We start from the raw sequence: 14666 nt of genomic DNA on the forward strand, positions 1-14666 counted from the left end.
CTCTGCCAAAAGCCTCTTTGAAGGAATCATGACCACCTGCTATACCCATACCCAGGTAGATTGCGGCATGGCTAACATCAATGATCTCGTAGCCACCCGAGGTATGGCTGGCATGCTCAATACCATCTGGCTCATCCTCTGTGCCATGTGTTTCGGTTCATGTATGGTAGCCAGCGGCATGCTCCACGCCATTACCCACATGCTCCTGAAAAGCATCCACAGCACCGTATCGCTTGTCTGCAGCACCGTGACATCAGGTGTCTTGCTCAATCTCGTTATGGGCGACCAGTTCCTGAGCATTATTATGAATGCATCTATCTACAAGGATGAGTATGCCGAACGAGGCTACCGTCCGGAACTCTTGAGCCGTAGTACAGAGGATAGCGCTACCGTAACGAGCGTATTGGTTCCATGGACAGCCTGCGGTATGACGCAGAGTACGGTTCTTGGTATCCCGACACTTGTCTATCTCCCCTTCTGCTTCTTCAACATCATCAGTCCTTTGATGAGTTGTCTGGTTGCCATCCTTGGCTTCGTACCCAACCCACAACCCAGGGAAAACAAAGCATCTGCAGCGGAAGAGTCTGATATCCATTAATATGAATAGGAGATTCATAGATATAGGAGGCTAATTTAATACCCAACTTGCATTTGATATCTTGCCAATCTATACCATCATCGACATGATAGAGACTGTAGAATAACCCATAATATAATGAAAGAGAGTCCTTTAAAAAACCGGACTCTCTTTTAATACTGAGCTCCTTTAAACCAGTCCGTTTAAATCAATGGAATATTTGGTAGGCAGCTTCTGCTCCTTCTTGATAAACATCAGCATGTAAATAGGGAGATAAGTGATTTTTCCCACCTTCTTCACATTATCATTACACAGCACATAGGCTTTAGAAATCTGATAAGTTGTTGAGTTCACCACATTCGTAAGCGCTTTGTGACGCTCGTAATCCTTGCCCGATTTAACCTCTATCGGCAACACCTCACCATTTTGCTCTATCACAAAATCCAGTTCACCCTGGCGCTTGTTGTTATAATAATACAACTGGAAACCGTGCGCCCAGAGCTCTTGTGCTACGGCATTCTCATATACCGAACCAAAGTTGATGGACGGTTCGTTATCCAAAATCTTCAGTTGAATGCCATCCGCATAAAGACTTGCCAAAAGACCAATATCTGCCATAAACAGCTTGAATAAGTTTCTGCTGCTCGACAAAATCAACGGCACAGTAGGCTCCTCAACATTATATACCGGCAAAGCTACACCGGCATCCTTCAACCACAAGAAACTGTTCTGATAACGTGCAAACTTGATGTTTTCATTCAGGTTCTTCAATATGAAACGCTTGTTCTTGGCATCAAGCTCAGCAGGGATCCTGTCAAAGATTTCCTGAATATACAATTTATGGTCAGGGTCATATTTCGCTATATCCTGCTTATAGAGACGTATGATAGCCTGCTGCTCTGCCATTACATCTTGCAGATTATTGGTAGCCAGATATTTATCAACAGCTGCAGGCATTCCACCTACTATAAGATAAAGGCGGAATACCTCCATCATCTTTTCATGGATGAATTCATCTACAGCAGTTCCTTCAGTAAAATGCTTCCTCAAAGCATCTATAATTCTATCGTTGATACCAACTGCTGTAGCAAACTCCTCCAAATCAAGAGGATACATATCTTTCACATCCATATATCCCACTGGTGCAGAACGGAGATTCTTGATCTCCACACCCAATAGGCTACCGCTTAAAACATAGCGATAGCTCCCCTCTTCCACCAGAAATTTGATGGCAGTTACGATTTCCGGGCATTCCTGCACTTCATCAAAGAACACAAGGGTACTGCCCTTGATCAAATCCTGGCTGGTCACAGTGGAGAGACGCAACAAGATGTCCTGACTATTCTTCGCCTTGCTGAAGACCTTTACCAAGCCTGGATTTTCGATGAAGTTGATTTCTATGAATCTTTCAAAATGTTCATGACCGAAACGACGGATAGAATATGTTTTTCCTATCTGTCTTGCTCCTGTCAACATCAAAGCTTTCTTATTCGTTTCGAAGAAATCAGCTAAATATCTGTCTATCTTACGTTTAATCATATCCTTGTCCCCTTTTCTATTATTAAACGGACGTATTTTGTCCGCTTTTCCATGGCAAATATACGATAATTTGTCCGTTTTTCCAAGGTATTTACGCATCTTTTTGTCCGTTTTTCCAAATTTTAACACTCACAATTGTAGCAGTTCCCCAAAGTGGACACAAAAAATGATTATTAATTATTTATATTTTTAAAAGTACACATATCTATCAAATTTCGTTCCTTTTCATTTGCAAAAGTAGACAATCTCATCCATATTTGCAAGTTTTTCTTTATAAAAGTGAACAAAAGAAGCATTATTACGAGACAAGATCTAAACATAAAACGGGGCATCAAAGCCCTGCGCCATGTTTTTGCGGGATGGGACCGCCGGGGGGCAACTTGCTGATGGGACCGCCATGCTAATGGTGGAGATACATTGGAGACTGAATAATATAATTATTCTTTGTCTATTCGTTTAAGTTCTGTTTTCATCTTTTTACCATAGGCTTCGCCTCGTGGAGCAAGATATTGAAAGAATATAGTATCGCCAGAAAACTCAATTTCTAGAGTAAATAGTGCTCTATAGTCACCTAAACGAATTCTATATATATTACGATACCCAACAAGTTTCTTGCAGTCAGAGATATCTTGAATACCTTTGGCTGCTTTAACTTCTACAATCGTACGTCTTAAAGAATCGAGCATCTTGCCTGAAAGACGTTTGGAAGCTTTGACAAAGGCTTTGGAAAATTCGACATTCATACGCCTAACCACTTTTCAAAATCTTCTTGTTCTTCTTTGTTGGCACGGATGAGACCCTCTGGCTGCTCTTTTCTTAATTTAGCATAGAGCTTTGCGTCTTCGTAATCTTCGGCTATGCCATTGAGTATATCCTCAATATAGTTTTTGAGGTTGGTTCCTTTCTGAATAGCCATAATGGATAGAGTCTTAAAAGTATCATCTTTTAAGTCAATGATCTTTCTTTTAGAAGGTGTTACAGAAACTGTACTCATAAGTGTATTTATTTAAATGGTTCTACTTTGGTGCAAAGATACATAATATATTTCATATATATGGTATATCTCTATGTATAATTAATAAAGATTAATAGTTAGATGGATGATAAAACTGCTTTTCAACACATTAAGTATTTACCTTTGCATCCGAATTCTTAAAAATCAGAATTATGGAATTGGCATTAATCACAGCCAGAGACATTTTTTCTACTACCATACTTCTACCCCTATAGGTTCTTTACCAGTACGTTCCAGACAGCTTTTGCGAACCATGTTCTCCAGTTTCTCCACCATTTTACGTTTGTTTTCCTTAGAAGCATTCCAACGGCGTAGAGCCTCTTCTCTTGTTAACTTTGTAGTATCCAAATATTCTTCCTCCTATTTATTCTAGTTCAACATTCAGCCACCAAAATTACACATATTCTTCGAAACCACCAAGAAAATCACAAGAAATCTGCAAGTTATCATCAAATTACCACGAAATTAACCGTAAACTATAAACTATTAACTGTAAACTATAAACTGCTATCCCCATGCGGTCCCATCCCGCAAAATATGGCGATGGCTTTGAAGCAGCATTAGGTCTCCCCCGCAACAGCCTGGCGGTCCCATCCCGTACAATCTGGCGAGGGCTTTGATGCCCCGCCAACCTTAGAGCGTAGCGGTTCCGAGCGACGAGGAGGAGCGGTTTCCTCCCTCTTCCCTGAGGGTGAGAGGGTCGGGGTGAGAGGTGGAGCCTTCCTTAACGGTAAGGAAGGACGGGTAGGTTTTCGAAAAAAACTATTGCCCTTACGCATATTTGTGCAAATTACACTTATAATCATGTGCTTTATGATGTGTGTGCGCAAACAGATTGCATGAATGTGCAAACGTTTGCACAAATAAATAGAGCCTTTTTGAGAAATTTTCTTGCCTACTATAGATAATCCTCTTATATTTGCAGCCGAAAAAAGATACCAACTAGCGAACGAAGGCTAAGTTTAATATAAACGGAACCAATATATAAAAGTAAAGATATGATGAAGCAAACATTCATTAAATCAGCAATGTTGCTGCTGCTGATCCTTTCAACGGCAACGACGCGAGCGCAGGAGGTCGCTCTGAAGACCAACTTACTGGGATGGGCTTCCACATCTGCCAACGCCGGCATCGAAATCGGCACGGGCAAGAAAACAACCTTCCAACTCTTCGGCACCCTGAACCCCTGGAAGTTCTCGGGCGACAAGAAGATGAGATTCTGGAATGTTATGCCAGAATACAGATGGTACACCTGCCAGAAGTTTGGAGGCCATTTCTTCGGAATTCATGCCTTAGGCGGTGAATACAACATTAAAAACATTGACATGCCCTTCGGCATCCTGCCGAAAACTCTGGAGGGCAGGCACTATGAAGGCTGGTATGTAGGTGGTGGCCTCACCTACGGCTATCAGTGGTTACTCAATAAGCACCTCAATTTCGAAGGGTCTATCGGTTTGGGATATGCCTACAGTCCTTACAAGCTTTACGGACGATGCGAAAAATGTCTCGACAAAGACCACCGCAACTATGTGGGCCCAACAAAAGCCGCACTATCTCTCATATACGTGTTCTAAGAATATAACTTAACAGTGGTTTTAAACTGACAATATAAACACGTAATAACTAGACAGAATACAAAAAAATTTAGGGAAATCATAATATGGATAAGATGAAGCTTTATGCGGTCATTTCGCCCCTCTACATACTCCTTTCTCAGGGCATCATGCCTGCTCAGGCTCAACAGCTGGCAGGGGGAAAGATTCAGGTAGACAGCGTCTTGGCACGCAAGAACGGCAACCGGATGGACGTTGCCTTCCGTATGAACCTGAACGATTTGAAGATGAAATCAGAGCAGCAGATTGTTTTCACACCGGTAATGGTAGGAACTGATTCTATCGCTCTCAACCCTATCATCATCCAGGGTAGAAACCAGGCTGTAAGATACCGCCGGCTTGCCGACAGCAAGAAGAATCCGCAGGCACAGGTTCTTACCCGCAAGAACAAAACCAGTCAGCAGGTTTACTTCGCCCAGTCTGTTCCTTATCAGAAATGGATGAAGAAGTTCAAACTCTCGGTAAAGGAAGATCTTTGCGGATGCGGAAACCTGATAGAACAGGACAATACGCCGATTGCGGATATCGACCGTACACCTAAGATTACGAAGGATTTCTTCGTGCAGCCGAAGGCGGAAGCCAAGAAGGTGAGAGCCGAAAAGGGTGAAGCTTACCTGAGCTTCAAGCTCAACAAGAGTAATATTCTTGCCAACTTCCGTGAGAATGCTACTGAGCTGAAGAAGATTACTTCCACCATCGACCTGGTGAAGAACGACAAGAATGTTGAAATCACAGATATTGATATCCATGGTTTTGCTTCGCCTGATGGTTCGTATGCCAACAACAAGCGCCTTGCCAACGAGCGTGCAGCTGCCCTCCGTAAATATGTGAGCAGCCTCTACACCTTAAACAGCAAGCTCTTTACCTATCAGGCTACACCGGAAGACTGGGAAGGATTCAAGAAGAAGATTCAGGCTAGTCATCTGGCTGATAAGGAAGCAATTCTCGAGATAGCTAACTCCTCGCTGGCTCCCGACGATAAGGACCTGAAGATCAGAAAGCTCCATCCGGCTAGTTACCGCTACATCCTGGATCATATCTATCCTCGTCTCCGTCATAGCGACTATACGGTAACCTACACAGTTCGTCCGTTCAGCATCGAAGAAGCCAAGGAGATATTGAAGACCAAACCACAGCAGCTTTCTCTGCAGGAGATGTTCCTGGTGGCACAGACTTACGAGCCGGGTTCGCCAGAGTTTAACGAGGTATTCGACATCGCCGTCCGTCTCTTCCCAGATGATGAGACAGCGAATCTCAATGCCGCCTGCACCGATTTGCAGAAAGGTGATCTTACTTCTGCCGAAAAGCATCTTGCCAAGGCAGGCAACTCGAAAGAGGCAGAGCGTGTAAGAGATGTCTTCAAGCAGATAAAGGAATTGGAATAACAGAAAATTAGAGAATAACGATTATAAACAAGCTTAACTTTCAAAGATTATGAAGATTAAACATTTATTTGGCTTGGCTGTCATCGCAGCTATGACAGCAAGCTGTTCAAGCAATGAGGACCTGGGAACCGCAGGTCCAGGTACTGGTACTAATGAAACTGGTGTTGGTTATGCAACTTTCACCATCAACTTGCCTTCTACAAACGGCACTCGTGCAGCTGGCGACCCTGAATTCACACCAGGTGATGCGAAGGAGTATGATGTAAACGATGCAACCTTGCTCATCTTCAAGGAAGCTGGAGCATCTGAGAATGAATACACCTTTGTGGAAAGCGTAAACTTGGGTTCAATGGCTCCTTGGAAGGATCCATCTGAACCAGGCGTTACAACTCATGCCAAGATTACCGTAAAGTTGGACAAAGTAAATACTACAGAAAAGTTCTATGCATTGGTTCTTCTGAATAATGGAACAAAGAGCAGCAAAAAAGTGGACCTCCCTGGCGAAAATCAGACTTTTTCAGCATGGAATGAAGCAACAGCAAATGTAACTGACAAAATCGCTAATACTGATGATGGTTTCTACATGGCAAACGCTCCTTTGTACAAGGACAACAAGGTTACAACATTGGTTCCTATCGAAAGCGCAAAGATTTACCCTACCGAGGCACAAGCAGCTTCTAATCCTTCTACAGACATCTACGTTGAGCGTGGAGTTGCTAAGGTAACGGTAACTTCTGCTTCAAGTGCCAAAAAGACTATTGCAGATGGTACATATAAGGGTGACGAGGTAACCATCCAAAAATGGGGCTTGGACGTAACCAACAAGAAGAGTTTCCCTATTCACAAAACTGATGGTACTGGCTATGATGATATTTGGTCTAACACAGCAACCCCTAGCAGTCCTACTAACAATGCAACAACTTTACGCTTCGTAGACAATAATACTGCAACAGCTGCTAAGCGTGTATATTGGGGTGTAGACCCTAATTACGACATCGCTGAGTTGAATGATATTGAGACTGGTGTTGGCAAGAGAACTGAGAATTTCAACTACGTCGTTAAGGATGAATTGACAGCAACCACTTCCGATGCTCAGTACTGTCTTGAGAACACATTCAACCTTGACAATATGATGCAGGGTCAGACCACTCGTGTTGTCTTCAAGGCTAAGTATACACCAAAGGGTTTCACAAAGGACGCAACATTCTATATGGTAGGTAAGAATACTGCCATTTGGGATGAGACAAATCTTAAGAAAGAAATTGTGGCAGCCGTTACTAAAGTTGTAACATCAGCAACTACGGCTAATACAACCGTCGAATTGACAGCTGCAGGAAACGACATCACAAAGGCAGGCAATCATTTGTTGGCATTGTGTAACATCTCAGTAGCTGGTGTAACTCTCGACCAGACCAATATAGATGCCATCAACGCAAAATTAGGTCTCAAGGAAGGCGAAGGAATCAGCACCTACCAGAATGCAGAGGCTTATTATATAGCTCGTGTTAAGCACTTTGGAGTCCTCACTCCTTGGGAAGCTGGACAAAGTTATGGAACTGACAACTTAAGTTTCCTAGGACGTTATGGCGTTCTCCGCAACAACTGGTATGAATTGACCGTTGACAAAGTAAGTGGTCCAGGCTATCCTGATGTTCCAGATGTTAAGCCAGACGTTCCAGATGATGAAAACTTCAAGTACATCAGCGTCAGCGTGAAGATCCTCGACTGGGCTAAGCGTTCACAGGACGTAGATTTGTAATCCATTACACATTATTATATATAGCTCAGCCGCTCTAGCGCTAAGGAGCGGCTGGCTATCTCGGAAAAATAAGAATCTATTTATACACTTTACTTTTTCATAAAACAGATAAGCATCATGGCAAACAAGAAGTTTAACAGTTGGATCAAGAATATATGCATGGGATGGGGCTTCATCATGGCCGGCAGTATGCTCAGCAGCTGCAACGACTTGATGCACGACGACCTGCCTCCTTGTGACATGGGTGTTGACTTGCAGTTCAAGTACGACTACAACGTGCAGCGTGCCGACATGTTCAATGATCATGTGGGCGGACTCTGCGTATTCGTATACGACGAGCAGGGCAACTTCATTGCTCGCCATGATGCCTATAACGATGCGACATCACAGCCGCTCAAGGACCCTAACTATGCCATGCGAATCAATCTGGAACCGGGCAAATACAGATTCGCAACCTTCGCCTTCCAAAAGAAATACGAAGATGCACTCGCGCAGCCAGGTGCCAAATTCCAGATAGCTCTGCCACAGCAGGGTGACAACATCACCTCCCTCCATGCCCGTCTCGACCGCGAACAGGGCAAGGTAAACAACCAGAGCCAACCGCTCGATACACTCTGGCAAGGACTCAGCAACGAACTGGTTGAAGTAAAAGACCTGCAGGTTACACGCCATACCATCGGTCTGGTTCGTGATACCAAGCAGCTCACCATCAGCCTGCATCAGACCGACGAGCCTGCCAACATCAATGCCGATGACTTCAGTTATCAGATAACCAATGCCAACGGCGATATCAGTTACGACAACTCTCTCCTCCCCGACGAGGAGTTGACATATACCCCATACTACACCTGGACCACTGAGTTTAAGGATACCGAGGGCAATGTAAAGGAGCGTACCGCTCATGCCGCCCTCATGTTCTCCCGACTCATCTGGCATCCGGCAGAAGAAAACGACAAGAACGCCATCCTCACCATCACGAACAAGACTACTGGCGAAGAGGTGGCACGCATCAATCTTGCAGACTTTCTGGCTCAAGGCCGTGGTGCCTTCGAAGCCCGCCATTATTCAGAGCAGGAATTCCTGGACCGAGAGTACGACTACAAGCTCGACTTCTTCCTCCAGGGCAACCAGTGGAAGTATGTGCAGCTCAGCATTTCCATCCTGGATTGGAGCAAGCGCATCCAGCGTGTCGATTTCTAACCGTTTCAGGTGTCAGAGCCCCTTCCGGGCATTTAGCTCATAAGAGTATTTGACTTTTAAAATTAGAAACAATGAAAATACGAGATTTCATTTTAAGTTTAGTTAGTTGGTTTATATTGTTGGTTACAGTAAGTTGCTCTGACGAACTTGGAGGCGAGCGCGCCCCCATTTCGTCAGAAAGCAACTTACATGTACTCGTGCCAACCGTGCTCAGCAGCCGCGGCACCCGTACCGACGATGCTTCCGGCCTTCCTACCTATAATGCTACGGTAGATGAATGCCAGATCAACGACCTGACCCTCTATGCCTTTCCGGTAAATAATGACGGCAAGCTCCTGGTAGAGACGCTCCCTGCCCCATTGGCTACAATGATGGTAGAGCAGCATGTAGCTAACTATCAGCTCACCATCGAGCCGGGCACTTACCATATCTATGTGGTTGCCAACATGAACAAGGTGTTGAGTGGTAAGACTATCAAAACTGAAGATGAACTCAAAAATATAGTACTCTATTACAGACCTACAAGTACACCAGGTATGCCTGTATGCACCAATATCCCGATGATTTACGAACCTAAGGATGTGAACGGTACTATCATCGATACAAAAATAGAAAAAAGTGGTAAGAAATATACAGAGGTAGCAGCTAACCTGAAGTTTACATGCGTAAAGGTTAAGCTCAACCTCATTATGGACCCAACTGCGAGCGATAATCTTTATGACAAGAGCTATAGCATAACAGATATTGCTGCTCAGAAGCTTACTCCTTCTACCCATTTATTATGGGATGGAAAGTTTACCCAGACAAATGTTTCTTCTGAATATGCTACAGGTATCGAGAACACCATTTACCGTAGTTCATCTACTGGCGAAGCTAGCACTGGACGCTATTATCAGAACGGAGAATATACCATCGATGAAACCAATGCTAACGAAAACAACAAGGATGTGGTATCTATTACAGATAGAACCAACAAGGGTACACCAATCCCTACGAACTTTAAGCAATGGCTTTTTCAAGGTACTTACTATCTGCCAGAGCGTTATATCTCTAAAGTAGAGGAACAGTCGGTATTGAAGATTAACGGTATAGTTAATAGCAGCAACAAGAATCAATATACCATTAAGCTGGGACATAAGCAGAACGCATCAGATGCTCTGCCTACATTCCCTCGTGGAACCTATTATGAGATTATCGGCAAAATCAAGAGTCTGGGAAACATGACTCTCGACTGTAATGTGAGCGTAAAGGACTGGACTCCTGTAACGATAGATGCCGACTTCAACCATACTACTTTGTGGGTAAGCAAGACGAAGGCGAGCGTAACATCTACCACGACAGACTCCATCGACTATGAGTCGAACGTAATGCTGACAGACGCAGATTTCGGTTGCGATGAAAAGGTAACAACATCCAGTGGTGTGAAAGATGTGATTGTGTTAGATGCAGTGAAGAATCATAGAATCACATTCAAAATCAACGAGGACATTAAGTTCTCCGACTATAATAGAAAGTACAAGGGTACGGCAAAGGTTTGGATTAAGGCTGGTAACATTAAGAAGTATCTCGATGTAGAGTATGATGCCTCTCCTTATTTTGAGGTAAATCCACAGGAAGTAACCATCTATTGGGGTAGCGACAACAATACCAAATTGGTACAGTTTAAGACCAACCTGGGCGGTTTGGCTTTCACCGATAACGGAACCTCTTCCACCGTAGGTAAGTCAACCATTCAGGCATCTTGCGATAAAACTGATACTCCAGAAGGAACCTTCAAGATTGTGGCAACCAGTAACCCTGTTACCACGACAGTACATTATCTCACTGTGCAGCCAAAGGAATCTCCAGAAGGCTTCAACTTTGTCAAGAAAATCAAGGTAACGGTAAAGCCTGCCGTAGGTAACTATCGTATCAACTTCCGTGCCATCAACGACCGCGCACATTATAAAGGAGATAATAGTAATGGAACTGATAATTATAAGGGTACACCTGAAGAAAAAAAGGAAGAGACTTATAATGGAACTCCAGGAAATACCAACTGGGCAGATGGATGGTTAGACCTTTCGGATGATAATGACAAGCGAATTTATATACCTCAAACAGACAATCATCGTGTCTATGTCTATACCCAGATTGGTGAAACAACTGGAGCTGTAGCCAGCTCTAAAGTTTGGAAATTTTCAGTTGAATGGCCTGGTGATAAGATGGTTGAGGATAATACGAATGTGGGGTGGTATTACAAGGACTTCTCCAAGGATGCCCAGTCGATATCTACAGATTTTGGTGCTACGGGAACAAGAACCATCAAGCCTGGTGAAACATTGATTATGTTCAGTAACAATACCAATACGAATTGGGGTTTTACGCTTCATCGTTGCCCTCACCACTTGGAGCCGGGTATTCCTCTCTTCGACTATGAGGATAAAGAGGGTTGGATTGTCTATGATCCTACATCAGATCCTACTTGGAACATATATGATGACATGCCAACTATTGAGAACATCAACTTTACCATTTACACCAAATTCCAGACTTATGGATGGTTTAATGTATATGGTGCCGCCAATGGCAAAAATGGTAATAACGATAATACAGAGCGCGAGTCTTTTACCATCTATGATACAGCGGGTAAAAGTTGGTCATGCGAGAATTTGAATAATGGTTGGTATAAGACTGTGATTACCCTCAAGGCTGTTAAGGGAGACCACGGGAAGGCCATCAGAATCAAAAAAGACAACAAAGCTACGGGTGGAGAAAGCGTCCTGCTATTCAATGGCAACAGCTATGAGAAGCATAGTGACACAGGCTGGTACGATGGCTCCTCTTGGCACGCTGGCAAGCCATTCTGATGTGAAATAAATAAGATTAGTATCAGATTTGAACACTGTTATAAATCAGTTTAAGCAATGAAGAAGATCAAACATTTAATGATATGGATTGGATTGCTCCTCAGCCTTGTTTCCTGCAAGGATACGATGGAGGCTATCGGACTCGGCGGGGATGAAATCCCTGCCGAGGGACTTGTCTTGAACCTTCAATTGACCAACTTCACCAAGCAACAGATTGGTACAAGAGCGGGGACCTCGGAGACATTCAATTCGCTCTGGGCTGTGTTCTATGGAGATAATAACGAATACTTAGACAAGGCAGATTATTCTACCTTAGAACAGCAGCCTGATGGCAGCTACAAGGTAAAGATAACCAATGTACCTGCTGGTACCAAGAATGTACATCTTGTAGCCAATGCCAGCGACATGACGGAGAGCGAGGCGCATGACTTGCAGTCTCTCACTGCTGCAGAGGAGAGAGACCCTCAGCTTGATGCCCCTATCTGCTGGGGTGAAATTTCAATAGATAAACTTTTGGAAGCTAATCCTTCTGTTACGATGTTGCGCCAATGCGCCAAGATTAGTTTGGAGATAGACAATAGCATCCAGAGTAATTTCACCAATGCAGGCTTGTACGTCTATAACATGGCAACCAAGGCAGCCATAGCTCCTGCCAATTATACCGAGCTAACTACTACCGATGACTTGGCGGAATCTACCGCTCTCAGAACGAACCCATTGGGCGGCGGTACCGCAACCACCGTGGCAGTAAATGAAACTTCTGCAGGCAAGGCAATGGTGATTATCAAGGCGAATTATAAGAAAAGTGAAGAAGAAGATTATAGAGAAGGATATTATAAGGTGGCACTCTACAAGAATGACAAAAAGGCCCAATATGCCTTGCTCCGCAACCACCATTATACCATCAAGGTAACCAAGGTAAACGACTATGGCTTCTCTACGCTTGATGAGGCTAAGAAGAGTCAGCCAGAGAATAGACTGGAAGTAGAGGTGCGGGACGATAACCCTGAAATCACCAGAATGATAGCTTGCAAAGACTATGAACTGGGAGTGAGCGATTATCAGGAGGTAAATGCAAACACAACAGAGGCTACCGTAACCATTGTTACTACCTTGCCAAAGGCAACGAGTAGTAATGGTAAGCTATATGATGTCAAGATAAGTAATTCTTGGATAACCGATTGGCAGCAAGAGACCGAGAATAATATACAAGAGACAAGCAGCTCTTCTAAAGGCAAGAAATATACCTTGAAGCTTAAGCTTGAAAAGAATAACCAATCAGAGAATCCACGTCCAGGAATCATCACCGTTACTTCTGGCGACCTTTCTCTTGATATAACCATCAAGCAGGCTGGTTTCGACTTTAGAAAAGATGATTCTGAGAGACGCGTTACCATGCAGTATAATAACTCCACCGTAGCTGACAACTATTTCAGCTGGTTGGACACTGATGTGCAAGGCATCACTCCTACAGATATGCAAGGGGCTGTGAGAAATGATGGTTTGCATTTCTGCGTGGGAACAGCAAATATCACGTATCTTATCCCTTATCTAGATGGAGATTATAAGATTAACGATGATAGTAGAATCAAAGTGGAAAAAGATAATGGCAAATGGAAGGTAAGCCTTACCAATACTACGGCAAACAATGATTTGTGGAAGTCTTCATTTACCATCATCAACAAGGCTGGCATCAAGATCACCTATCCTGTTTATCATACTGGTATCTTCCATAAGATAGATGATACTGATTATCAGCTGACAGAAAACGGGGATAACACGAAGGTGAAGGGCTGGTTCTATTATGGTGTGGTAAAGGTACAGGGAAAGAAGGCCGATGGAACCACCACTACCTATTATATGTTAGACCGCAACCTAGGTGCATCCAACAATGGTTACTATGCCCCAGATGTGGTGGCACTGGAAAATAACAAGAAAGCCATTGGTGGCTATTTCTGTATCTCTAAAAAACAGAACACCAGCGATGCCAATCAGGATCTCTCCAGCGCCTTGGCACCAGAAGGCTATACCATTCCAACTGATGCCGTGTTCGAAGAGTTAGTTAATGCTGGCAATCTGGAGGTGGTACCACAGTCCACATCGTTAGGAGAAACTTACAACTGCGTGCGTATCAAGACGGTGGATTCCGAGTTGCCGTACATCTATCTGCCTATGGGTGGATTCTTGGAGGGCGAGAGCCATAAGAACCCTATCCATGTAAATCTCTGGACCAAGACTTTGCTGTCAGGTACGCAGGGCTTCAGTACCACCAGTCATGAATATGGTTTCTGGTATAGATACTTTGATGTTTACAACAAGAGGATAGGATTATCCAATATGAGATTCGTGAGTGGTAGCAACGGCATGAACAATGGCCGCTACAAGGGGATGCCAATACGCCTGATTCTGTCAGATAAGTGATAAATATAATAACATCTTTTACTTATATATAATTAAAGTATAAAAAACAGCTGTTTTACAAAGAAGAGGGTGTGTCATAAGCCACACCCTCTTCCTTGATTCTTAGCTTCACTCAAATCTGCAACTTCATTTCATCAATACGAACGCCAAAATCATCCATATAGCGCTTGTATATATAAGAGGCAACTTGTAATATTCCCATCATAGTCATTATTCATTTTATAGTTTATTGCCGCAGAGTTCCGCTTTTTTATTGAAACCGCCAAAGAAAATCAAAAGAAATCTGCGAAAATCCGTGTAATCCGTGC

Annotated in this window: 11 protein-coding genes; 7 read left to right on the forward strand and 4 right to left on the reverse strand. The window is 43.5% G+C overall.

Annotation, left to right across the window (positions count from 1 at the left end; genetic code table 11):
- A partial coding sequence (locus ONT19_RS15530) for a Na+/H+ antiporter NhaC family protein (protein WP_301332226.1) occupies positions 1–598 on the forward strand: 598 nt, incomplete at its 5' end.
- Between the two features lie 168 nt (positions 599–766).
- On the opposite strand, the gene ONT19_RS15535 is transcribed toward ONT19_RS15530, so the two are convergent.
- From ONT19_RS15535 to ONT19_RS15550, 4 genes are all read right to left on the reverse strand, one after another.
- Complete coding sequence (locus ONT19_RS15535) at positions 767–2116, reverse strand: ATP-binding protein (RefSeq protein WP_117695622.1); 1350 nt, start codon at positions 2114–2116, stop codon at positions 767–769.
- A 437-nt stretch (positions 2117–2553) separates the two neighbouring features.
- Positions 2554–2859, reverse strand: a complete 306-nt coding sequence (locus ONT19_RS15540; protein ID WP_117695134.1) for a type II toxin-antitoxin system RelE family toxin — start codon at positions 2857–2859, stop codon at positions 2554–2556.
- Positions 2856–3110, reverse strand: a complete 255-nt coding sequence (locus ONT19_RS15545; RefSeq protein WP_089542550.1) for a hypothetical protein — start codon at positions 3108–3110, stop codon at positions 2856–2858. Before ONT19_RS15545 ends, ONT19_RS15540 begins: the two co-directional genes overlap by 4 nt.
- A gap of 213 nt (positions 3111–3323) precedes the next feature.
- Complete coding sequence (locus ONT19_RS15550) at positions 3324–3479, reverse strand: protein tyrosine phosphatase (protein WP_117729810.1); 156 nt, start codon at positions 3477–3479, stop codon at positions 3324–3326.
- A 653-nt stretch (positions 3480–4132) separates the two neighbouring features.
- On the opposite strand from ONT19_RS15550, the gene ONT19_RS15555 reads away from it, so the two are divergent.
- From ONT19_RS15555 to ONT19_RS15580, 6 genes are all read left to right on the forward strand, one after another.
- Positions 4133–4705: a DUF3575 domain-containing protein gene (locus ONT19_RS15555; protein WP_022121395.1), complete on the forward strand. Its 573-nt coding sequence runs from the start codon at positions 4133–4135 to the stop codon at positions 4703–4705.
- An 86-nt stretch (positions 4706–4791) separates the two neighbouring features.
- On the forward strand, positions 4792–6129 hold the full coding sequence (locus ONT19_RS15560) for a DUF3868 domain-containing protein (protein ID WP_264953450.1): 1338 nt from the start codon (positions 4792–4794) through the stop codon (positions 6127–6129).
- Between the two features lie 49 nt (positions 6130–6178).
- Positions 6179–7888, forward strand: coding sequence for an Mfa1 family fimbria major subunit (locus ONT19_RS15565; RefSeq protein WP_264953451.1), 1710 nt, complete (start codon positions 6179–6181; stop codon positions 7886–7888).
- Positions 7889–8005: 117 nt separating this feature from the next.
- Positions 8006–9088, forward strand: a complete 1083-nt coding sequence (locus ONT19_RS15570) for a FimB/Mfa2 family fimbrial subunit (RefSeq protein ID WP_264953452.1) — start codon at positions 8006–8008, stop codon at positions 9086–9088.
- Positions 9089–9159: 71 nt separating this feature from the next.
- Positions 9160–11937 (forward strand): fimbrial protein, encoded by a 2778-nt coding sequence (locus tag ONT19_RS15575; protein WP_264953453.1) that lies wholly within the window; start codon positions 9160–9162, stop codon positions 11935–11937.
- Between the two features lie 57 nt (positions 11938–11994).
- Positions 11995–14358 (forward strand): BACON domain-containing protein, encoded by a 2364-nt coding sequence (locus tag ONT19_RS15580; protein ID WP_264953454.1) that lies wholly within the window; start codon positions 11995–11997, stop codon positions 14356–14358.
- The last annotated feature ends 308 nt before the right edge of the window (positions 14359–14666 follow it).

The organism is Segatella copri (genome assembly GCF_026015625.1).
GTDB lineage: Bacteria > Bacteroidota > Bacteroidia > Bacteroidales > Bacteroidaceae > Prevotella > Prevotella copri_H.